Genomic DNA, 21,874 nt, shown 5'->3' with positions numbered 1-21,874 from the left:
GGTGTCACGCCATGGCTCCATAGTTACAATAACTTCATGGTGACGGTTAATGACCTCCGAAAATTTTTTTCAAAATCGCCTCTTTCAACTTCGCCCCAATCTGTAAAAAGATGTTCTACACTAATTCTTGGTTGATTGAGCAGTTTTTTATTTGGGTCAAATACCCCAATCTTGAGCGAGGCCCTTACCGGCTTTTTAGCGGCACTATCCGCGTAGTTGTCGGCACTGTATACGGTATTCCGGTATTTTATAAAATAGTCTTTTTGTTCGTTTAGCCAACTGTATTTAAAAGGTGTTTTTCCGGTATTATTGTCTATGATCAATACCGGTTTGTCTATAAACCTTAAGCGATGAAGCTTATGTTTTAACATATCAGAAACCGTACTGTCTTTTGGATAAAAGTGGGTGGTATTTTCTGATTGGCTTCCAAGTGTTATACTTACATAATCAACGGTCTTATTTCCGGGCCAGTATTCGGTATCGCCGGGATAACCAGACGGACCCCATATGATTTGTGCCTTTGGGGCAATCATTTTAAATTTTTTGAAAAATAATTAAATGAAGTAATATAGTCTTTAGGCGATTTATATTGCCATGGAAATACGCTGGCCGGTACTTCCATGTCAGGATTCCAGCGGATAAAAACCTGATGGTGACTTTTTGCCGCCAAAACAGCCAGTTCATGAATCTGCTTATCAAAACTACCATTGAGCACTTCAGTTAAAACGTTGTTTTTATAATCTACACCTTTAAGCCAGGTTTCCACGGTGATTAGTACATCATTGTTAGCCAAAGCTGTATCCACATTGCCCCGGCTTGACCTTATAGCCGTATTTTTAAACACTGCCGTGTAACAAATAATAGGTTTGGCCGGTAAGGTATCACTTAAATTCCTGCGGTTAAATATGCCAACCACTTGTTCGTTGCTGCGGTAGTAGTTGTTTGTAAAATAATCACTGCGGAAAATTTTAATGCCCCAAAAGGATATAACGAGGATTATACCTAAACTGATCGCTAAATAAATCTTTACGGACTTTTTTTCATTGACGATTAATTTTGAAAAGGGGTATTTAATGTTGCGTAGTCAACAGTTACATTATCGCCATCGGTTGCAACAAGGTACAGCCTGTATCTGTCGTCATTTTTGGGGATTGTAACGTATACATCCGGACTGCTTCCTACCTTTTTCATGCCGGTTGCATTGCCCCAATTATCTGTTTTGACAAGATACCATTCAAATTTCAATCCGGTTTTTAAATAGGCAGCGATGTTCCAGTGGCCGTAGGAAAATACCAGGGCGTTATAGCGCAGGGATGCCCCCGGAGTAGTTGTTAATGCAGGTTTCAGTATTTTAATATCGGGCAAATTATAGATAGGTGTATTGCCATTCCAGTTCTTGCTTATTTTATAAAGGTAACGTTTATTTCTGCCCCATACGTCTTTTAAACCGTCAAACGTGACAGCAGTGCCGCTTTGTTGATCCTGCCAGTTAGCGTAAAAAATTCCGCCGGAATGCTGTACACCTTCGAGTGCGCCGGGATCAGTGCAACTGAAAAAATAAGGTATTTTAAAATCAAGGCTAACATATTTCAATGACTGTTTATTATCAACAATTACTCCGAAAGCATCAATTGCCGGTATTTGCTCCTTTAATATTTGCATAGCAGGGTTGAGTGTGGGTGAGGATAAAAGGTCGATGGTTAATGGCCTTGTTGGGTCTTCATGTTTAATTTCATTTACCAAACGTTTTAACAAATTGATATAATGCTGTTGGGCCTGGTACAACTGTGGCCCATGATAAAATTGGGATAGTTGCTGGTAGGTACTATTGCCTAAGTTCCAGGCACTGATGTTAGGGTTTGATTTATTTTTATTTATGGTGTTAAGGATGATATTGAATTGCTCGTGCAGGTAGGTGGTGTCATTAATGAAGCTTGATGGGGCAGGCACCCAGAAGCTATAATTAATTTTTAAGCCCTTTTGTGCGGCTGCTTCAAAAATTGAGTGGTCGTAAATATTAGGTCCATATATTTTTATTGTATTTATCCCCGCTTTTCGAATGTCTTCAAAATCATTAACTATCATTTTTTTGGTTAGCGGAGCTATGTTCTTGTACCAGTAGTTTCCTTTAGAGTAGATTACGCCTTTTACTGAAGAAAAGAATGGAGGGTTTACTGATAAACGTTTTTGACCGGTGACTGGATCTTGTTCAATAATATTTATCGAAGTATCTGAAGACGCTCGCGAAGTGCTATTGTAAAGTCGCGATTGCCTGATCAATTGCGATAACCCGGTGGTGTCTGATGAAGAGATGAACTCTGCAAAAGACTTTTTGCTATTATCATTGTTAGCATCGAAACCACGCGCAACATTAAAGTTTGCATCTTCATCCGATTCCTGAGAAGCATATATGCAGATGCCAACCACTAATATGCTAAGTATCAGGCTAACTTTCCTTACACCGAAATATATCTTTCTTCTTAACAGCCAAAAAAATATTTTAACATGCTGTATTTTTGAAACGACCGTAAATAATGTGGCATGTTTATCCAGGTAGGCCTGAAACTTGAGTTCTGAACTTGCGATAAGCATAAATATCATGAACATACAATTCAGGCCAACGATGCCGGACATAAAAAGTGTATAGGGATTCCAGTCGTTGTAAAGGCCGTAAATAATAGCTGCGATGGATACAGCCAACACTACAATATTGGGTAAGTTGTTTTTTAAATTTTTTTCATCTTTGATATCCTTGGGGGTTGCTATGTAAGGAACGTTCTTCCTGATAATAGTATAGACAAAACCTAATATAAAAACCCACCATGTACCTATGAGCAGTAATCCTCCCACCACATGAAACCCCCGCTCATTATCCTCCATTACCCATTGCTGAACAAAATGCCTGATCAGAACTACTGAAGTTATAAAAGGAACACTGATAACTAAAAACTCAGAAAAGTCCATCCTTAACGGAAAAGCATCTGTGAACAGGGATATAACCGGAATTGAGAAATTAATAAGAAATACAAAACCAGATAAGTAAAATAGAGGTAAAAGACCGTAATGAAGTTTCTGCCGCCAGTTGAATTTTCTGAAAAGTTTAACGTAGGAAGTCACAAGAAGCTCAAAAACACCCCGCGACCATTTCAATTGTTGCTTATAATAAGCTGACAAAGTAGCCGGAACCAGGCCCCGGGTCAGTACAGCGGGTACATAAACGGATTTCCAATTGCGTGCATGGAGCTGCATTGCCGTATGCATATCTTCAGCCAGCCCGGCCGCATGTCCGCCAATGGATTCCAAAGCTGTTCGCCTGAAAGTACAATTGGCGCCTATAGCCTGCACAGTGCCATAACTGTTCATGCACATCATCATCGGGCCGTAAAACTGATAGGTTTGTTGTGCCGCGCCTTTAGCTATCCATCCAATGTCATGATTGTAATAGGCCTGCACAATTTGCACATAACCAATTTCCGGGTTATCAAAATGAGCTATTATCGGATCCAGAAATTCGGGTACGGGTATATGGTCGGGATCAAGAATTACACATAGTTCGCCTGATGACTGGGCTAATGCGTTATTAATATTGCCAGCTTTGGCGTTGATTTTTTTAGTTCTTGTTATGTGATGAACGCCCAGTTCTTTACAAACTGATTTCAGGTAAGGGTCATCGGCCTCGTCACACAAAAAGGTTTCATGAGGATAATGTATAGCCTGAATTGCAGTAAGTGTTTCAACAATCATTTCATATGGTTCACCGGCGCAAAACGTGGTAAATATGTCTACCGTATATTGTTTCGTTATGGGTAAAGCAGGCGGAACGCTTATTGACCAATAATGATACCACTCATATATTACCTTAAAAAAGGTATAAACAAAGGTTGATATTAATAGCCAATATAGTGGCCGATAACCAATAACTGATTGTCTGAGCAGGCTATGTATAAAAAAACATACAAAGCAAACCGATGATAATCATCAGCCTTAAATAAAATAATTGCCGTTTGGAAGGTGGTTTTATAGTATTGTTCATGGATTCTTTAATACATAAAAGGGAGTGTTTGAGGTAGCAAAAGAGCCCTTTTGATCATATACATAAACCAATAAGCGGTAAGGGCCTTCTGTGGCGGGTACTTTAAACTTCAAGTCCGGCCCGCTTTGCCCGATTATTAAATTTTTAATCTCTTTTGGTTTCTTTTGGTTAAAAGCGCCATTGGGTTTGAACCAATCCTCCGCAAATATTTCCCATTTAAATGTTAAGCCGGTGGTGTCCGGATCTTCGATATACACTTTGCTGTTTATTGTTATGCCAGGCTTAAATAAGATATTGTCCCTGGCTCCTTTTCCATCTACCAACATGTATTTCAAGACAGGGGCCTTCTTAGGCGCTTTTTGCCCCGTCCAGATATAATGCATCACCTGAACGGCCTCGGTTTCAGCGCCATTTTCATCAAACATACTGAACCAGGTTGGGGTTAGTTCCTGTTTTTGCCCCCAATAAAATACCATCGACCCCAGAAACCTGGAATTATTAACCGGCATATACTTTTCATAGGTTGAAAGATATTGCTCTGCCTTTTTTGTACTGGTATTTTCAATATAAGCCCCCCATGCATTTTGACTGTCGGCGGTCCAGGGACCTTCAATTCCCCATTCTGTTATTAAGAACGGGCCATCCCAAAACCAATTGAATTTCTGAAGATCTTCATTTAAAGTTTGGATCGAACCAAAAATATTGAACGAGATGAAGTCAATCTTGGTCCGTAGCTTAATATTGACAATGTTTTTCTTTTGAAAGGACATAATGGTTGTAGTAACCGGGTGCTGCGGATCGTCCTGGTGGATCATGTTGACTACAGCATTAAATATGGTATAAAACTGATTGTATTTCGGCTTGTAAGGGAATGCAAGCTCATTGCCCACACACCAGCTCAGAAGCGCGGGGTGATGCTTAAATCTATTAACAATCCCGGCAATCTTGCTCACATGGGCACTGGCCTTCGAGGTTTTATAAAAGTCATCTATACTTTCGCTTGGAGGCATTGGCAACCCTGCTATTACAGCTAAATGATGTGCCTGCGCCGAATCCAAAATACTTCCTAAATTTAAGGTATCCCAAACCCTTATCGTATTGCCTCCTGCCTCGTTTAATCGTTTTAAATTGGTAAAACCGGAAGCTCCTTTTATGAAAAAAGGCTCACCATTACGGTACAGTGAATATTTGCCATTCTCATTTTTGATGTAAACTCCATCTTTATTGACATTACGAGGCTGTGATCGATTACAAGATAAAGAGAAGAGACAAAGTATCAGACAGCTAATAATTAATCGTAAAAGAGGACATCTCATAAATAGTAATTCGGTTCATTTAAAAAAGCAAACGATATTTTTGTAGTTATATATAAAACTCTTAGTTTTTGAATAAAAAGAAATTCCGACTGCAGGTTTTGGTTCATGTTGCGAATATTCAAAAAATCATGTAAATATTGACTGTATACGGAAAGTATAATTAATTGTTTATATGTAGACCAGGAATTAACAGGAGGAGGCCATGGGTTAGCAGATACACCTTACCGCCGGCATGATTGGGGGCCATTTGCAGGATAAATTACCCGAATTTATCGAACGTAAAGGTAAGACGGCAAGAAATGATGTGTATATTGTGCCTGATAGCTTAAATCGTCAGTGCGCGTTTTACCAACGGCAAATTAGGCGCGGGCAAATACAAAAATACAGATACCTGTGAAACCGGAAAAACATGATTATGATGCAATAATAGTAGGCTCGGGGCCAAATGGCCTTGCTGCGGCGATATTGTTGCAACAAAACGGACTTTCGGTATTACTGCTTGAAGGAAAAAGTACTATTGGCGGCGGTTTACGTACTGAAGAACTAACCCTGCCTGGTTATAAGCATGATGTTTGCTCAGCTATTCATCCGCTGGCAGTTGGTTCGCCATTTTTTGAAACACTGCCACTGCATGAGCATGGCCTTGAATATATTTATCCCACAATATCTGCAGCGCATCCCTTTGATAATGGAACGGCTGCGGTACTTAAAAAATCCGTTGTTGAAACTGCCAATCTGTTAAGTGCCGACAAGGATACCTACATTAAACTGATGGCGCCCCTGGTAACTTCGTGGCCCGGTTTGGCGCCTGATGTTTTAGGTCCGCTTACTTTTCCCAAACATCCTGTCGACCTGGCTGCTTTTGGGCTGGCTGCTTTAACTTCAGTAAACTATTTGGCCAAGCGCTTCAAAACTGAGGAAGCCAAAGGGCTTTTAGCCGGGATGGCTGCTCATGGCATTCTACCATTAACAAATCTTACCACATCGGCAATTGCTTTAGTGTTGATGGTTAACGGGCATCTAAAAGGCTGGCCGGTGCCTAAAGGTGGCTCGGTAAAAATAGCGGAGGCATTGGCGTCATACTTTACATCTATAGGGGGCAGGATAGAAACCAATACCTACATCAATAATTTTGATCAGCTGCCATCGGCAAAGACAATTTTGTTTGATGTTACGCCAAAACAACTGTTGCAAATTGCCGGACATAAATTTTCATCATTGTATAAATGGCAACTGGAACGTTATCGTTACGGAATGGGTGTTTTTAAAGTTGACTGGGCTCTTGATGATGTTATTCCGTTTAAAGCAGGAGAGGCCCGACAAGCAGGAACGGTACATATTGGGGGTACGCTGAAGGAAATTGCTGCGTGTGAACAGCAAATCTGGGACGGTTTGCACCCCGAAAAACCATTTGTACTGCTGGCCCAGCAAAGCCTTTTTGACAATACCCGTGCACCCCAGGGCAAGCATACCGCCTGGGCATATTGCCACGTTCCCAACGGATCAAACAAAAACATGACCGATTTTATCGAAAAACAAGTGGAGCGTTTTGCCCCTGGTTTCCGCGAACGCATCATAGGCAGGCATACTTTTAACACAGAGCAACTGGAAAACTATAATCCCAATTATATCGGAGGTGATATTAACGGCGGGGTAATTGACATTGGCCAGTTGTTTACCCGGCCGGTATTGCGCCGCTCACCATACCGCACATCGGCAAAGGGGATTTATATCTGTTCTTCATCCACACCGCCGGGAGGAGGGGTACATGGTATGTGCGGCTACCATTCCGCCAAACGCGCTTTAAAAGATGTATTTAACATCAGCATTCAATCATAATTATTAATCAAAGCTGAGGAGTCGCAGCAGCTCTTCATACCTAAAATGATGTTAGGCTTCGCAAAGCCGTGCGCCACCTCCCCGGTATTATTTAAACAACAAATAATACAGGCAAAGCATCGTTGAAACTTGCTTGAAACAGCCCCTTAGGTGTTTCAACGCCACGGTTATCTGGTTTTCAACCGTTCGTTTGGATATTCCTAAGCGGGCGGCAATTTCCTGGTTACTTAGGTTTTCCATGCGGCTCATATAAAATATTTCCTGGCAGCGTCTGGGCAACTTCTCCAGGTAATAACTCAGTTCCTGTAACAACTCCTGATTTTTGATCCGGAAATCACCCTGGTTGTAGTCGGGGAAAAGGCCTGCTTCCAGATTATCTAACTCCACAATTACCGGGCGTTTTACCGCGCGCATGCGATTATAAACCTGGTAGCGGATGGCCGAGAGCAGAAAATTGGGAACAGATTCTATGTCCAGTTGACGCCGGCGATCCCAGATATTCAGGAAAACATCATGTACTGCTTCTTCACTATTTTGACGGTCTTTCAGGTACCGGAAGGCAGTCTTATATAATCTTACCCAATAACGGTCAAAAAGTACGGCGAACGCGTGCTCATCGTTATTACGTACGGCAAGCCACAGGTCCTGATCACTAATATGAGAATTGTACATACAATTGGTTGGATAAAATTAGGAAAAGCCGATCAAAATTATTTAACCTTTAAGCCTGGGCGTGAAAAAAATAAAAATGTATGTGTGTGCCGGTATAAAATTTACACTAACACCATATAAACCTGCAATTGCAACCTGATGATAACTAAGAACGAGTTCCTTGCGCTGTATGAAAAATACATGAGCGGCCAATGCACCGATGCTGAAAAACAGCTATTGGATGCATATTGCGATGAAATGCAGTTAGCCGACGAGGTTTGGGATGATGAAGAGGTAAGTGAAGCAGATGTACATGCGCGGATTTGGAAAAAATTAACTGAAAGCAGACAAAAGGCTATTGTCATAAAACCTCTTAAACAAACGAGCTACAAATGGCTATGGGCGGCTGCTTCATTAGTTGCTATAGCTGTATTGGCTGGCTTGCTGTTTATGCCTGTTAAAAAGGATAATATCACAGGTACAATAGTTAAGAATACTATAACAACCATACTCCCTGGGAGCAACAAAGCATATCTCACTTTGGCCAATGGCAATAAAATATTACTTGATGACGCCAAAAATGGGCAGCTGGCGGCAGGGGCTGGTGTAAAAGTAAGCAAAGCAGCCAACGGTTTAGTGGTTTATAAATTTGACAGAAAGCCAAACGAACAAGGGCAGGCAGGCATCCCACAAATCAATACCATCACCACGCCGCGTGGCGGCCAATACCAGGTAGTATTGGAAGACGGCACCAAGGTGCAGCTTAATGCAGCATCGTCAATCAAATTCCCGGAGTATTTTACCGGGGCCAACCGGGAAATTGAATTAAACGGTGAAGCCTATTTTGAGGTAGCAAGGGATAAAGCTCATCCATTTATAGTTAAGGCCAACGGTACGCAGGTGCAGGTATTTGGTACCCATTTTAATATTAATGCTTATAGCGATAATCAGGATATAACAACTACTCTGCTTGAAGGCTCGGTTAAGATGAGCAAAGGCTCGGCAGCAGTAATGCTTTTGCCTGGCCAACAGGGAACTGTAAACCAAAATGGTTCATCAATAAAAGTACAAAAGGCCGATGTTGAAGCTAATATGGCCTGGATTAACGGCTTTTTTATATTTCATGATCAAAGCATTATAAATATCATGAAGCAGATAAGCCGCTGGTATGATGTAGATGTTGAATATCAGGATGCCCAGGTTCAGGAAAATGAATTTGGCGGTACCATCTCAAAATATAAAGACATTAAAGAATTGCTTGATAATATCAAGCTTACCGGTAGTATTCACTATAAAATTGAAGGAAGGAGGGTTATCATTATGAAGTAACCTAATACTTCCATAATGCTATCCCAAAAGAAAGTAACCAGGAGCGTTCGCACCGCCCCTGGCTCAATGCTACGGATAGCAATCAGGTCAGTTAACGATCATTTTTTCTCACAACCAGTTATTTAACCTAACATTCAAATGTACAAAAATTCTACTGCATTAAAGCGCGGGCAGATACCCCGTGCCGTATCCAAATTATTTCTGATCATGAAATTGTCGTTCTTCTTGTGTCTGGTTTCGATACTTCAGGTAAGTGCCTCAACCACGTTTGCGCAAAGGATAAGTCTTAGTAAAAATAACGCTTCGCTTGTTGAAACGCTTAAAGACATCCACAGGCAAAGCGGATATAGTGTGCTCTACAATTCCAAAATGCTAAAAAAAGCACTTCCTGTAAACGTCGACCTTAAAGATGCGGGATTGGAAGAAGCTTTGCAGCAATGTTTCCGTGATCAGCCTTTTAGTTATGTAATTAACAATACCACCATTGTAGTTACCCCCAAACCCGCCGAAAAGAAACCGGTACAGGTTATAACGATTACCGGTACGGTAAAAGATCAGAAAGGCGTGTCTTTACCGGGTGTTACATTAAAGGTTAAAGGTACCAACACGGGTGTACAAACCAATATTGATGGCAATTATACTGTTACTGTGAATGACAATAGCGCAGTGTTGGTATTCAGCTTTGTGGGTTTTGTTACCCAGGAGGTATCTGTAGGCAATCAAACCAAAATTGATGTAACGCTTAAAGAGCAAACATCGGCACTAAACGAAATTGTAGTGGTTGGTTACGGTACACAAAAGAAAGCAAACCTTACAGGTGCTGTATCATCGGTATCCGGCGAGACATTGAATAAACGTCCTGTTGTTAACACTGCGTCTATGCTTGAAGGTCTTGCACCAGGCGTGCAGATTAACACAGGCTCAGGCGAGCCTGGAAATGAGGCTGTATCTATCCGGATCCGCGGTAACAGCACATTCAGTGGCGCCGGTTCTGATCCGTTGGTATTGATTGATGGTGTTCCCGGTAACTTTAGCGATCTTAACCCAACCGATGTCGACAATGTATCTGTTTTGAAAGACGCTGCATCTGCGTCAATATACGGTTCAAGGGCCGCCAACGGCGTGGTGCTTGTAACCACCAAGCAAGGTAAGGCCGGACAAATGTCTGTTAATTACGATGGTAACTTAGGATACAACAGTCCTACCAAAATGTTTAAACTGGTGACCAATTCTGCCCAATATATGGAGATGTTTAACCAGGCACGCATCAACAGCGGCACAACAGATCCTAACTCACTTTATCCGCAGGACCAGATCGATCTGTATCGTAACGCTACAGATAGGGCACGCTATCCTAATACCGATTGGCTGAGCCTGATATTCAGGACTGCTGTAACACAAAACCATAACCTGACATTTAACGGTGGCAGTGAAAAAACTACTTATAACGTGTCATTGGGATATGTTAACCAGGACGGTATTGAAAGGGGCTTTGATTATAAGCGATATAGCGCACGGATCAATCTGACTTCAAAGATCAATGATCATATAAAATTCGGCACTAATGTATTGTTAAAATCAGGCACCAGGGGTGCTGTAGCCGGTAACCCTTCATCACCAAGTCAGTGGGATGGTTCATCTATGGACCTTTTCCTTTCGGCCATGTCGCAGGCACCTACTTATGGTCCATATTTAGCTGATGGTAGCGGGCGGTACACCTACAAAGCTTATGACTTTGAGTATAACAATAAAAACCCGATAGCTGTACTTGATCAAAACTTCAGAAGGATCACCAATGATTACGCTGTAAACGCTCAGGGCTGGTTTGAGGTGCAGTTTACTAAAGATATTTCCTGGTATACTAAAGGTGCTGTGAACTTTAACATGGATAAGTACAAGGACTTTAAAGCCACGTTGGATGAGTATAATTTCCGCACTAATCAACTGGCAACATCTCTTGACCTGGGTAAAGGTTTAACAGATCAGGACGAGCAAACCGTATATACCAACCTGTTCAGTTACCTGAACTATGCACACAATTTTCATGGGCATAATATTAAAGCACAATTTGGTTATAGTATTGAGCAAAGTAAATATCAGTACTTATCAGGTTACCGTAAAAACTTTGCCGATCTGGACCTGCAGGAGTTAAACGCAGGTGGTTCTGATATTCAAAACGCAAATGGAACCAGTAACCAATGGGCCTTAATGTCTTATTTCGGTCGTGTAAATTACGACTATAAAGGGCGTTACCTTTTAGAGGGCAATATTCGTGATGACGGAAGTTCAAAATTCGCCGGTAAAAACAAATGGGGGGTATTCCCATCGTTTTCAGCCGGCTGGAGGGTTACTGAAGAGCCTTTTGTAAAAGCCATGAATTTAACCTGGCTGGATAATTTCAAATTAAGAGGTTCATGGGGACAACTGGGTAATCAAAATATAGTAATGAACGGCTATGGTGCCAACTATCCATATCAGGCTTTATTAAACTTTACCGGCAATTATTCTTTTGATAATTCGACACTGTTAACTGGCGTAGCTCAGCAAAACCTCAACAATCCGGCCATTAAATGGGAAACCACTACTATGACCGATATTGGTTTGGATGTTACCATTTTCAAAAACTTTAATTTAACCGCCGATTGGTATAATAAAACAACATCTGATATTTTGAGGCAGGCACAGGTTACCGCAGCTGTGGGCTTAAGTGCACCTACCATTAATGACGGATCGGTAAATAACAGGGGTATTGAGCTTGGTATATCGTACAATAATGTAATAACTGATGGCGCTTTAAAGGGCTTAGCCTTTAATGTAGGCGCAAACGTTGATCATAACCGTAACAAACTGGTGAAATTTGGTCAAACGGAAATTGGAGATTATACCATCAACCAAAACGGGCAGCCGTGGAACTCATTCTACATGCTGCAGGTTATCGGGATCTTCCAGTCGGCAACAGAGGTAGCTAATTCCCCCAAACAGTTTTCTGATTCTACCTTACCGGGCGACTTAAAATATAAAGACGTAAACGGCGATGGTAAAATTGATCAAAATGACCGTACAATAATCGGTGGTGTTTATCCAAAATTAAACTACTCATTTAACTTATCGGCCAGCTTTAAAGGCTTTGACTTATCAGCCATGATGCAAGGCGTTTACGGTGTTAAATCTTATGTATCAGGTTGGGGCACAATACCATTTGTACAGGGATCTTCACCAACTACCGATTGGTTGAACGCCTGGACTCCTGAACATCCTTCAGCCACTATGCCGCGTCTTTATTTCGGGCAAAGTGCACCGGATAAAATAGGCCGCAGGTCATCATATTTCCTGCAGGATGCATCGTATTTGAGGCTTAAAAACCTGGTGTTTGGTTATACCCTGCCGTCACAGCTTACTAAAAAAGTAGGTATCAATAGGTTAAGGGTTTATTTCGCGGGCGATAACCTGTTAACCATAACCAATTTTAAAGGCCTTGATCCTGAGCGTTATGGCAGCGGAGACCAGGTGCAGTACCCGCAAAATAAAATCTACTCTTTTGGTTTGAACGTTTCCTTTTAATTAGCCCACATGAAAAATCGAATTATAATAACCATCATATTAATTACATCGCTGTTTTTAGGCGCATGTAAAAAGGCTCTTGATCTAAACCCCAATGATCAGATAGCCACTTCAACTTTCTATAAAACGAAAGCAGACTTTGACGCGGCTTTGGCAGCGGTTTACGCTTCCCTTCAGCCAGAAGAATTTTCCTATGGCATGGGCTTCAGGGATGGCTTTACTGATAACGGCTACAATCAGTTTAATTCGGGTGCTGCCAAGGATTTTGTGCAAGGCAACTTTAACCCCACTACAGGTGGTTATGAAACTGCCATTTATAACGATAGTTATATAGGTATTACAAGGGTAAACCTGTTTTTGCAAAATTTAGGTACTTATAAAGGTTCAGATATATCTGATAGCCAGCGTAAGGTGTATGAAGGCGAAGTAAGGTTTATCCGGGCTTTTCTATACTTCCAGTTATATAGCATATATGGTGATGTACCATTGGTTGTGGAACCGCTTAACCTCAGCAATCAAAAGCAACCTAAAGTACCTGCGGCGCAGGTGCTTGCCCAGATCATTGCCGACCTGGATTATGGTATTGCCAATTTGAACGCTGCAGCTTATTATGCTAACGGCGGCCACGCTGCAGCTTCATCTGCAAAGGCATTAAAGGCAAGGGTTTTGTTATTTGCAGCATTTGGCAGCACTGGTACGCCTGATGCCGCCATGCTTACACAGGTTAAAAACCTATGTCTTGATTTGATGGCACAATATAAACTGAGTACCAACTTTGAGGATGTTTTCAGGGATGCAACTCAGAAAAATAATACCGAGATCATGTTTTCGGTTAACTTCCTTGCGCCAAACAACACAGCTCCGTGGGACATGTATTACGGCGACTGGGATGCCTGTGCGCCTATGCAAAATATGGTAGATGCCTACGAGTGTACTGATGGACAACCATATGGCACTTCGCCATTGACCGATACCAAAAATCAATTCAAAAACCGCGATCCGAGGCTGGCCGAAACAGTATACGCCGATTCGGTTTATTTTGGCCCTGGCAAAGTTCACCATCCTTCAAACCTGAGGCCTACAGGCTACGGAATTATCAAATTCCTTGAACCCAATAATATCCCTTACGGCTTTTCAACCCTTAGCCAGCAGGATGCGGTTATACTGCGTTTAGGTGAGGTGATGCTGATGTATGCAGAAGCTCAAAATGAAATTGCCGGCCCTGATGCAACAGTTTATAAAGCTATGGCCGATTTGCGCGCAAGGGTAAATATGCCGGCTTACCCGGCCGGGTATACCAAAGATCAGATGCGTGAACGCATCAGGCACGAACGCCGTGTTGAGCTTGCTTTCGAAGGCTTGCGTCACTATGATCTGTTAAGATGGCATATTGCCAGCCCGGTACTTAACGCGGTAAAAACCAGCCTTATCAATTATCATTTTGAGGATAAGTTTTACCATTGGCCGCTGCCTCAAACAGAAATTGACAAGAGCGGAGGCGTACTTATACAAAATCCGGATTACAAATAACAACCGGATCTTAAAAACCAGAGGCGGCCTGTCAATGAAGCGCATGCCAAAATCTGGACAACAGTCTTAATTAATCATGTGATGAGCCCAGTATTTATCGGGCTCATTCCTTTAGTTTGAGTTTGACCCATTCCAAAAGCTTTTAACTGTATAATTCCGTACTTTATATAAAAGCTAAAAACAGAATGCACAAGGCCCAAAGTTTAATGTGTTGATTATTAATATTATTTATGCAGCTCAATGATGTTCAAACCTGCCGGTGACCTTGTCTATCCTGATCTTATAGACGATCAGGTCGATCTTGTCGCCAATATCATACTCATTTGCGGTTATACCATGGGAGGGATGGTCTGTAGCATGTTCCACCAGTGGCATAACCCGGTGGATCAGTAACTGCATTGTCTGCTCTTGTTCCGCTATGTCTGTAATTTCTTCAAATGTACCCCAGGCTATGACACTTTTCCAGCTAAAGATGTTTTTTATATCATCAACTTCAAAACAAACTTTAGGGTTTTTTCGCATCATTTCAATTTTCTTTCCCGGACCGGAATGCGCATAGATTACGCCGTTCTTGTATACATAGTTAACGGGTACGATATACGTGGTGCCCTGGGCATGACACCCTAAACGGCCGATTACCTGCCGGCTAAGCAACGCTTCAATTTCCGGTTGTTCCAATTTTCCTAACATAACGGCGAATATTAATTGACCAAAGCTAAGCTCATCACTGTTTAAACAAAATGCTGCCGGTCAGTTAAGGGCATGATCGCCGTCACATTTGTGTCAGTATCCCTCGAGCTGTTGATGTTGTGATACATGCTATGCATCCCGATCTGCCGGCTGTTGTACATCATCGCAATCACAGGTAAATATCCCTGTGATTGTTTTTTATGTTGCTTTATTAATCAATTGAACCGGTTTCGGGTGTACAATCAATTGTATAAGTGACGGCCGTCACTATTTTAACCTGCCGAACATCGCAACTTTACCTCATAAAAATAATGTTATGAAAGTAGTTGAGGTAAGCTATGCCCCCAGTAAACGAACGGTCATTTCCCTGTTATACAATTTAAAGTTTTAAAAGCGTGAATAATAAGAGCAGCATAACTGGGATCGAAAATTTTTACGCGGTCGGAATTAATTATAAAAAATCGGACGCCCGGCTTAGAGGCCGTTTTGCAATTTCAAACGAGCAATATGAAGCCATATTGAAAGAGGCCGGTAATTATGGCGTTAGCTCATTATTTATCTTGTCGACATGTAACCGTACCGAAATCTACGGAGTAACCAATACGCCAAATGAACTGGTTAACCTGTTATGCAGTGTTACCAATGGCGAAATAAAAGAATTTAAGGGTCACTGCTATAAAAAGGAAGGCCTTGGCGCGGTTGAACATATGTTTAACGTTGCAGCTGGTTTAGATTCGCAGATACTTGGAGACTATGAAATTATCGGGCAGTTTAAACAGGCTGTAAGGTTTGCGAAGGACCGTGGTTTTATCAATACCTTTTTGGAAAAGCTATATAACACTGTTTTGCAAGCTTCAAAGCAGATCAAAAATCAAACGGGCCTCAGCAAAGGAACTACTTCCGTATCATTTGCAGCTCTGCAATCCATTAAGCAATATCATGCTGATGCCACAAATATTTTGATTGTAGGGGCAGGTAAAATGGGGCAGCGTGCATGTAAAAACATTAAAGATTACCTGGGACAAAAGGTTCGTATTACTTTGGTTAACAGGACTGTTGATAAGGCAGAGCGGCTTGCCGAAGAAATGGATATTAGTTATGGCCATATAGCAGATTTGCCAATACTCATTTCCCATGCAGATGTTATCATCGTTGCCACCGCTTCCGCTACACCTGTAATTCTTAAATCCGATCTTGAACATTGCAGTGAAAAACTGATTATAGATTTGGCAATACCCAACAATGTTGAACCCGCAGCATCAGAATTACCGCACATTAAACTGGTTAATATTGACGAGACTCTCGCTTGTTAACAGTGAAACTATTCAGAAAAGGCAAAGTCAGGTTATTGCCGCGCGAGAGATCAACAACCATTTCATCAACAGGTTTGTTGAATGGTGCGAACTGCGAAAAAGCTGCATAGTGGTGAATGCCATTAAAAAACAGTTAACCTCCATTTGTTTAAGCCAATCCAAATCCGCCGGCTGTGTTGCGGGCTTTGTGTCTTCTACGGATGAGCAAAGAATACAGCAAATATTAAACGGAACAGCAGGAAAAATGAAAGGCGTTAACAAAGCCGGCTGCCATTACCTGGAGGCTTTAAATGAATTTATGTCGCCCCCAGGTTTACCAACCAACATATTAAATCCTGAGCGAACGTTAATATAAATAACAATAGACAGCCAAGGCAGATGTTTGAGGTATCGGATAAACAGAAGTAATATCAATTTTGCCTGAATATAACCGGGGCATGAAAGGGATTATTAAATAGCGAATAAGAAAAAGAGGATTTCCAGCGTTCAAAATATCATAGTACCTTTATTACTAAACATATTTTGCAGTATTGCCTGATACAGTACGATTTTTGTTAGTCATTGATCATCATCTTATCTGACTTCGCTATGGAAACCGCAAATCAACACCGCAGGGATTTTATTAAGACAGCCGCCATTGGGTCACTAACCGGGCTGACATTGTTATCAGCTTGTAATGACAACGATGATGAGGAGGATCAAAAAGTATCGCCACCCGAGGATCTTATGCAGGAGCACGGTTTACTGAACCGGGTGCTGCTCATTTATGACCATTGCAAAGGCCTCCTAATAGATAAGCAGGGTTTCCCGATGGAAGCATTGTTAAACTCAGCTGGCATTATTCGCACCTTTGTTGAGGATTACCATGAAAAGCAGGAAGAAAACTACCTGTTCCCACGTTTTCAAAAGGCCAACCAGTTAACTGATCTTGTACAAACGTTGCTGGCGCAGCATAAGGCTGGGCGTACTATCACGGATGAGCTCATGCAATTAACTAAGTCTCAAAACCTGACCGATACGGAAAAACAGCAGCTTATTACCTTGTTGAATAATTTCAACAGGATGTACCGCCCGCATGAAGCGCGCGAGGATACCATTTTATTCCCCGCCTTCCGCAAGATCGTATCCCATCATGAATATGACGCGCTGGGTGAGGAATTTGAAAATAACGAACATAAACTGTTTGGCAAAAACGGGTTTGAAGGGATGGTTGAGAAAGTGGCCGGTATTGAAAAGTCTTTAGGCATTTATGAGCTGGCCCGGTTCACGCCAGGCACCTAACTGCAAATTGCCAACTATTTTTTGTTACCTATCGATAACAGGCTGGCATTAATGGCCACCACTACCGTGCTCACTGTCATGAGTACCGCGCCAATTGCCGGGCTTACCATAATACCCTGGTTGTACAGAACGCCTGCTGCCAGTGGCAGGGTTATCACATTGTAACCAGTTGCCCAGGCCAGGTTCTGTGTCATTTTACGGTAGGTGGCTTTACCAAACAGGATCAGGTTAACGATGTCTTTAGGATTGCTGTTTACCAGCACAATGCCGGCGGTTTCGGCAGCAACGTCGCTGCCCGAGCCAACAGCAATGCCAACGTCGGCCTGGGCAAGTGCGGGGGCGTCGTTTACACCATCACCTGTCATTGCTACAAACTCGCCCTGTTGCTGTAATTCTTTGATCTTTTCCAGTTTTTCATGCGGCAGTACTTCGGCAAAAAAGCCATCCATTTTCAGCTGTGTGCTAACACTTTCGGCAACCTGCTTATTATCGCCCGTCAGGAGTATCGACTTAATGCCGTTTTCGTGGAGGGTTGCTATCGCTCCCTTTGATTCCTCTCTGATGGCATCGGCAAGGGCAACAAACCCGGCAAGTTTTTCACCGATCAATACAAATACCACAGTTTCGTTACTGGCCACCTTGAAATTTACCGGAAGGCTGATGCTATTTTCTTTCAGATAACCGGGACTGACCACTTTGATGTGCTTTTGCTCTGCAACCGCTTCAACGCCTTTACCTGTGATGGCTTTAAATTGTGCGGCTTCTGGAAGGGTTAGTTTTCTTTTTTAACTTCACTTAAAATGCCTGTGGCTATCGGATGTTCTGAATTGCTTTCCAATGCCCCCGCCAGCTTAAGTAATTCATTTTCGCTTTTCAGCACTCCTTCGGTAAACACCATCCTGGATACCTCAAATTTTCCTTTAGTTAAGGTGCCGGTTTTATCAAAAACTATAGACGTGATCTTTCGTGCATTTTCAAAAGCAGTCCTGTTTTTGATCAGCAGGCCATGTTGCGCCGATAAGGATGTTGATTTAGCTACCACGAGGGGAACAGCCAGGCCAAGCGCATGCGGGCAACAGATCACAATAACGGTCACCATCCGCTCCATGGCAAAGGCCAGGTCGTGCCCCAGGCTAATCCATACCACGAACGTAGTTATACCGGCTAAGAGCGCAATGATAGTTAGCCAACGGGCCGCTTTATCTGCTAACAACTGCGTGTTTGATTTAGCGTTTTGCGCATCGCGGACAAGATCGATGACTTTGAACAAATAGGAATCTTTACCGCTATGTGTAACACGAACTTTTAATGAACCGTTACCGTTCACCGATCCGGCAATCACTTGCTGGCCTTTTGTTTTTTGCACCGGGGCAGATTCCCCTGTCAGCATGGACTCATTCAGGTAACTCTCGCCATCTTCCACCATACCGTCGGCGGGTACCTTTTCGCCTGGTTTAATTAAGATCAGGTCATTTTCTTTCAGGCTTTCCGTTTTTACGTCCTCTGTAACGTCTCCTTTAAGCACGTGCGCGGCTGAAGGCATGAGCTGGACCAGCAATTCGAGCTCGCGCGAGGCACCTGCTATCGATTTCATTTCGATCCAGTGTCCCAACAGCATAATGAGAATAAGCGTGTCCAGTTCCCAGAAGAAATCCATGCCCTTAAGCCCGAATACGGTAGCCGCACTGTACAGGTAAGCAACGGATATGGCAAAACCAATCAGGGTCATCATACCAGGGTTTTTCGCCTTTAGTTCCGAAAGCCACCCGGTCAGAAACGGCCGGCCGCCATAAAGAAAAACTGCCGTCGACAGCGCAAAAAGTATATACCGGTCGCCCGGGAAACCAATTTGCAGGTGCAGCCAGTGCTGGATCATTGGCGACAGGGCCAATATGGGTAGGGTGAATGCCAGCACCACGTAAAAACGCTTACGGAAATCAGCGATCATGGCTCCGTGATCATACCCGGCGTGGCCCATGTCTCCATGCCCCATACCATTCCTTTCCTGATGTTGTGGATGATCGTGACCTTTCATTTCAGGCATTTCGTGCTGGTGTTCATGATGCTGATGTTCCATAGTCGTTTGTATTAATTAGCTTTACTTACTGATAACTACTAATAGGTTAATGTTAATCCGGCGCCTAAGCCCATATCGCTGTCATAGTGGCTGGAGAAAGAAAAATTCTTATTAACGATATAGCGCAATCCGGTACTATATTCTTTATCGGTATTGCCTGTAATAGAAAACCGGAGCCTGCTGGTCAATGCAATATCCTCCCGGCCAAGTTGAAACCTGAGTTTGCCATTGCCATCAATACGGGCATCGGCCACAAACAGTAATGGCAAAGTGTAGGCCAAACCTGCAACTACCGTATGCCGGTTGTTTTTATTGCTGAGCTGACCGAACAGGTTTTTTTCCTGTTCGTTTGTTTTTTTATAATGATAATCAAATCCTGCATAAGCATACAGCCATTGCATACGGCCAAAGTACCTTCCAAACATGGTTTCACTCTCATATCCCTTGGTATTGTTTATTCCAAGGTGCCACATGGTAGAAAATTTCCAGCGGGTATTTGCTAAAGCCGCGTTGCCATCGCTGCCGTTTGTTTCCAGCCCCAGTTTGGCCGATGCATAATATTTACGATCGTCGGCAGCTACTTTCTTAAAGCCAGCTGCGGGGTCGGGCACTTCGGGGTTAGGCGGCGAGTTTTCGTAACTGAAGATCCGCCCCATACCGCTCATCATATGGTATAGGATATGACAATGGAAAAACCAGTCGCCACTTTCGCTGGCACGGAATTCGATGGTGTCCCTTTCCATCGGCATAATATCCAGGGTGTTCTTCAGCGGCGAGTATTCTCCCTGTCCGTTTAATACCCTGAAATAATGCCCGTGAAGGTGCATAGGATGACGCATCATGGTATTGTTATAGAGAATGATACGAACATTCTCTCCCCGCTTAATCAGGATCTTGTCAGATTCCGAAACGGTTTTGTTGTTGATCGTCCAGATATAGCGGTTCATGTTACCGGTTAATTCAAAATTGAACACTTTGGTAGGGCCGGTTGGAAGCGTTGTCGGTTGAAGGGCTTTCAGCATACCATAGTTCAGGGTAACCGGCGGCTTGCCTTTGTCAAGTTCGGGATACATCACGGTGTTCATGTCCATTACCTGGGTAGTCATCTTCATTCCTTCCATTTCCTTCATGTTACCGTGCATATCCATCATATCATTCATCATTTTCATGCCGTCAAAATATTTCAGCTTAGGCAGCTTTTTAGCGGCGTGTTTAGCACCGCTGCCCAGCCAAAGCGACGTATATTTGGTACGATCTTCGGGTGTCGCCAGGAACTCATAACTGCCATCAGCGGGAATAGTAACCATCAGGTCATAAGTCTCGGCAACGCCTACGATCATCCGGTCCACCTCAACCGGCTGAACATCTTCGCCGTCATTGGCAAAAACTTTCAGTTTGCCGCCCGCCCAGCCAAGCCAGAAATAGGTAGAAGAACTTCCGTTAATTACCCGCAGTTTCACCTTGTCGCCGGCTTTAAATTCGGGAGCTTGGTTTTCGGCCTTGCCATTGCTGAAAAAACGGTCGTAGTAAACATCGCTTACATCCATGGCAGTCATGCGTTTCCATTCATTGGCCAGCTTTGTTTTGAAATGTCCGGTTTGTATCGCCTGCAAATAATTCTGGGTACTGCCTTTACGGATGGCGTACCAGTCTGTGGCATTATGGAGGCGGCGCTGTACCTGTTCCGGGTTTTCATCGGTCCAGTCGCTTAGCAGCAGGGTATATTCCTTTAAAGGGGATGCCTGTTTTTTATGAATGATAAATGCCCCGTACAGCCCGCTTTGTTCCTGCGTCATCGTATGGGAGTGGTACCAGTAGGTTCCGTGCTGCACCAGCGGAAATTTGAACAGGTGCGTTTCACCAGCCTTGATGGGCGTGGTAGTTAGATAGGAAACACCATCATACCGGTTGGGCAGGATCAGCCCGTGCCAGTGGATAGAGGTTTCCATCATCATTTCATTGTGCACATAGATCTCGGCAGTATCGCCTTCGATAAATTCCAGTTCGGGTGCAGGGATACTGCCATTTATAGCCATAGCCGGCCGCTGTTTGCCGGTATAGTTAACGGTGGTATCATTGATATATAAGTGGTAAATCTCCCGGTTACCTGTTTTGGTGAAAAACGGAAGATGCTTGCTCTGACCGGCAGACTCCATTTTCATCCCCGAATGTTGGGCAATGGAACTGACAACAGGCAGCAAAAAAAGGAACAATAAAATAAACTTCTTCATAGTATTAAAATATAAGGCCGGAG

Annotated in this window: 16 protein-coding genes; 7 read left to right on the top strand and 9 right to left on the bottom strand. The window is 42.9% G+C overall.

Annotated elements, in window-relative coordinates:
• Positions 1 to 23: 23 nt before the first annotated feature.
• From ACQ86K_RS16480 to ACQ86K_RS16465, 4 genes are all read right to left on the bottom strand, one after another.
• On the bottom strand, positions 24 to 533 hold the full coding sequence (locus ACQ86K_RS16480; RefSeq protein ID WP_431198342.1) for a hypothetical protein: 510 nt from the start codon (positions 531 to 533) through the stop codon (positions 24 to 26).
• The gene (locus ACQ86K_RS16475; RefSeq protein WP_431198341.1) at positions 530 to 916 is read right to left on the bottom strand and encodes a hypothetical protein; all 387 of its coding nucleotides are present in this window, start codon (positions 914 to 916) and stop codon (positions 530 to 532) included. Before ACQ86K_RS16475 ends, ACQ86K_RS16480 begins: the two co-directional genes overlap by 4 nt.
• 134 nt (positions 917 to 1,050) lie before the next feature.
• Positions 1,051 to 3,744 carry a glycosyltransferase family 2 protein gene (locus ACQ86K_RS16470; protein ID WP_218134366.1) on the bottom strand — a complete coding sequence of 898 codons (2,694 nt, stop codon included), beginning with the start codon at positions 3,742 to 3,744 and terminating at the stop codon, positions 1,051 to 1,053.
• A 285-nt stretch (positions 3,745 to 4,029) separates the two neighbouring features.
• Positions 4,030 to 5,043 carry a glycoside hydrolase family 2 TIM barrel-domain containing protein gene (locus ACQ86K_RS16465; protein ID WP_091163599.1) on the bottom strand — a complete coding sequence of 338 codons (1,014 nt, stop codon included), beginning with the start codon at positions 5,041 to 5,043 and terminating at the stop codon, positions 4,030 to 4,032.
• 699 nt (positions 5,044 to 5,742) lie between these two features.
• Between ACQ86K_RS16465 and ACQ86K_RS16460 the strand changes: the two genes are divergently transcribed.
• Positions 5,743 to 7,188, top strand: coding sequence for a phytoene desaturase family protein (locus ACQ86K_RS16460; RefSeq protein ID WP_091163602.1), 1,446 nt, complete (start codon positions 5,743 to 5,745; stop codon positions 7,186 to 7,188).
• A gap of 87 nt (positions 7,189 to 7,275) precedes the next feature.
• On the opposite strand, the gene ACQ86K_RS16455 is transcribed toward ACQ86K_RS16460, so the two are convergent.
• A complete protein-coding gene (locus ACQ86K_RS16455) occupies positions 7,276 to 7,860 on the bottom strand; it encodes an RNA polymerase sigma factor (protein WP_091163605.1) in 585 nt (194 codons plus the stop codon).
• A gap of 138 nt (positions 7,861 to 7,998) precedes the next feature.
• On the opposite strand from ACQ86K_RS16455, the gene ACQ86K_RS16450 reads away from it, so the two are divergent.
• From ACQ86K_RS16450 to ACQ86K_RS16440, 3 genes are all read left to right on the top strand, one after another.
• A complete protein-coding gene (locus tag ACQ86K_RS16450) occupies positions 7,999 to 9,168 on the top strand; it encodes a FecR family protein (protein ID WP_091163608.1) in 1,170 nt (389 codons plus the stop codon).
• A gap of 138 nt (positions 9,169 to 9,306) precedes the next feature.
• Positions 9,307 to 12,729, top strand: a complete 3,423-nt coding sequence (locus tag ACQ86K_RS16445) for a TonB-dependent receptor (protein ID WP_143020705.1) — start codon at positions 9,307 to 9,309, stop codon at positions 12,727 to 12,729.
• Between the two features lie 9 nt (positions 12,730 to 12,738).
• Positions 12,739 to 14,259 carry a RagB/SusD family nutrient uptake outer membrane protein gene (locus tag ACQ86K_RS16440; RefSeq protein WP_091163611.1) on the top strand — a complete coding sequence of 507 codons (1,521 nt, stop codon included), beginning with the start codon at positions 12,739 to 12,741 and terminating at the stop codon, positions 14,257 to 14,259.
• Positions 14,260 to 14,496: 237 nt separating this feature from the next.
• Here the strand turns inward: ACQ86K_RS16440 and ACQ86K_RS16435 are convergent, their stop codons facing one another.
• Positions 14,497 to 14,949, bottom strand: a complete 453-nt coding sequence (locus ACQ86K_RS16435) for a pyridoxamine 5'-phosphate oxidase family protein (RefSeq protein ID WP_090525181.1) — start codon at positions 14,947 to 14,949, stop codon at positions 14,497 to 14,499.
• A gap of 395 nt (positions 14,950 to 15,344) precedes the next feature.
• On the opposite strand from ACQ86K_RS16435, the gene hemA reads away from it, so the two are divergent.
• The 3 genes from hemA to ACQ86K_RS16420 all read left to right on the top strand — a co-directional run bounded on the left by hemA (position 15,345) and on the right by ACQ86K_RS16420 (position 17,543).
• Complete coding sequence (gene hemA / locus ACQ86K_RS16430; RefSeq protein WP_431198340.1) at positions 15,345 to 16,262, top strand: glutamyl-tRNA reductase; 918 nt, start codon at positions 15,345 to 15,347, stop codon at positions 16,260 to 16,262.
• Entirely contained in the window at positions 16,240 to 16,617 is a 378-nt protein-coding gene (locus tag ACQ86K_RS16425) for a hypothetical protein (RefSeq protein ID WP_431198339.1), read from the top strand. The genes hemA and ACQ86K_RS16425 overlap by 23 nt, the downstream gene beginning before the upstream one ends.
• A 233-nt stretch (positions 16,618 to 16,850) precedes the next feature.
• Entirely contained in the window at positions 16,851 to 17,543 is a 693-nt protein-coding gene (locus tag ACQ86K_RS16420) for a hemerythrin domain-containing protein (RefSeq protein WP_091163614.1), read from the top strand.
• Positions 17,544 to 17,557: 14 nt separating this feature from the next.
• Here ACQ86K_RS16420 and ACQ86K_RS16415 read toward each other — a convergent pair whose 3' ends face one another.
• From ACQ86K_RS16415 to ACQ86K_RS16405, 3 genes are all read right to left on the bottom strand, one after another.
• The gene (locus ACQ86K_RS16415; RefSeq protein WP_431198338.1) at positions 17,558 to 18,238 is read right to left on the bottom strand and encodes an HAD-IC family P-type ATPase; all 681 of its coding nucleotides are present in this window, start codon (positions 18,236 to 18,238) and stop codon (positions 17,558 to 17,560) included.
• Positions 18,239 to 18,315: 77 nt separating this feature from the next.
• Complete coding sequence (locus ACQ86K_RS16410; RefSeq protein ID WP_431198337.1) at positions 18,316 to 19,620, bottom strand: HAD-IC family P-type ATPase; 1,305 nt, start codon at positions 19,618 to 19,620, stop codon at positions 18,316 to 18,318.
• A gap of 38 nt (positions 19,621 to 19,658) precedes the next feature.
• Complete coding sequence (locus ACQ86K_RS16405; protein WP_091163620.1) at positions 19,659 to 21,851, bottom strand: multicopper oxidase domain-containing protein; 2,193 nt, start codon at positions 21,849 to 21,851, stop codon at positions 19,659 to 19,661.
• Positions 21,852 to 21,874 lie beyond the last annotated feature (23 nt).

This window comes from Mucilaginibacter sp. P19 (assembly GCF_050632265.1).
Lineage (GTDB): Bacteria > Bacteroidota > Bacteroidia > Sphingobacteriales > Sphingobacteriaceae > Mucilaginibacter > Mucilaginibacter gossypii.
This window is presented reverse-complemented; position numbering and strand designations above follow the sequence as displayed.

Bases quoted from the DNA above. Each gene is read 5' to 3' on its own strand.
- ACQ86K_RS16480 (WP_431198342.1), bottom strand. From the start codon at position 533: ATGATTGCCCCAAAGGCACAAATCATATGGGGTCCGTCTGGTTATCCC.
- ACQ86K_RS16470 (WP_218134366.1), bottom strand. From the start codon at position 3,744: ATGATTGTTGAAACACTTACTGCAATTCAGGCTATACATTATCCTCAT.
- ACQ86K_RS16465 (WP_091163599.1), bottom strand. From the start codon at position 5,043: ATGCCTCCAAGCGAAAGTATAGATGACTTTTATAAAACCTCGAAGGCC.
- ACQ86K_RS16455 (WP_091163605.1), bottom strand. From the start codon at position 7,860: ATGTACAATTCTCATATTAGTGATCAGGACCTGTGGCTTGCCGTACGT.
- ACQ86K_RS16450 (WP_091163608.1), top strand. From the start codon at position 7,999: ATGATAACTAAGAACGAGTTCCTTGCGCTGTATGAAAAATACATGAGC.
- ACQ86K_RS16445 (WP_143020705.1), top strand. From the start codon at position 9,307: ATGTACAAAAATTCTACTGCATTAAAGCGCGGGCAGATACCCCGTGCC.
- ACQ86K_RS16440 (WP_091163611.1), top strand. From the start codon at position 12,739: ATGAAAAATCGAATTATAATAACCATCATATTAATTACATCGCTGTTT.
- ACQ86K_RS16435 (WP_090525181.1), bottom strand. From the start codon at position 14,949: ATGTTAGGAAAATTGGAACAACCGGAAATTGAAGCGTTGCTTAGCCGG.
- ACQ86K_RS16420 (WP_091163614.1), top strand. From the start codon at position 16,851: ATGGAAACCGCAAATCAACACCGCAGGGATTTTATTAAGACAGCCGCC.
- ACQ86K_RS16410 (WP_431198337.1), bottom strand. From the start codon at position 19,620: ATGGAACATCAGCATCATGAACACCAGCACGAAATGCCTGAAATGAAA.
- ACQ86K_RS16405 (WP_091163620.1), bottom strand. From the start codon at position 21,851: ATGAAGAAGTTTATTTTATTGTTCCTTTTTTTGCTGCCTGTTGTCAGT.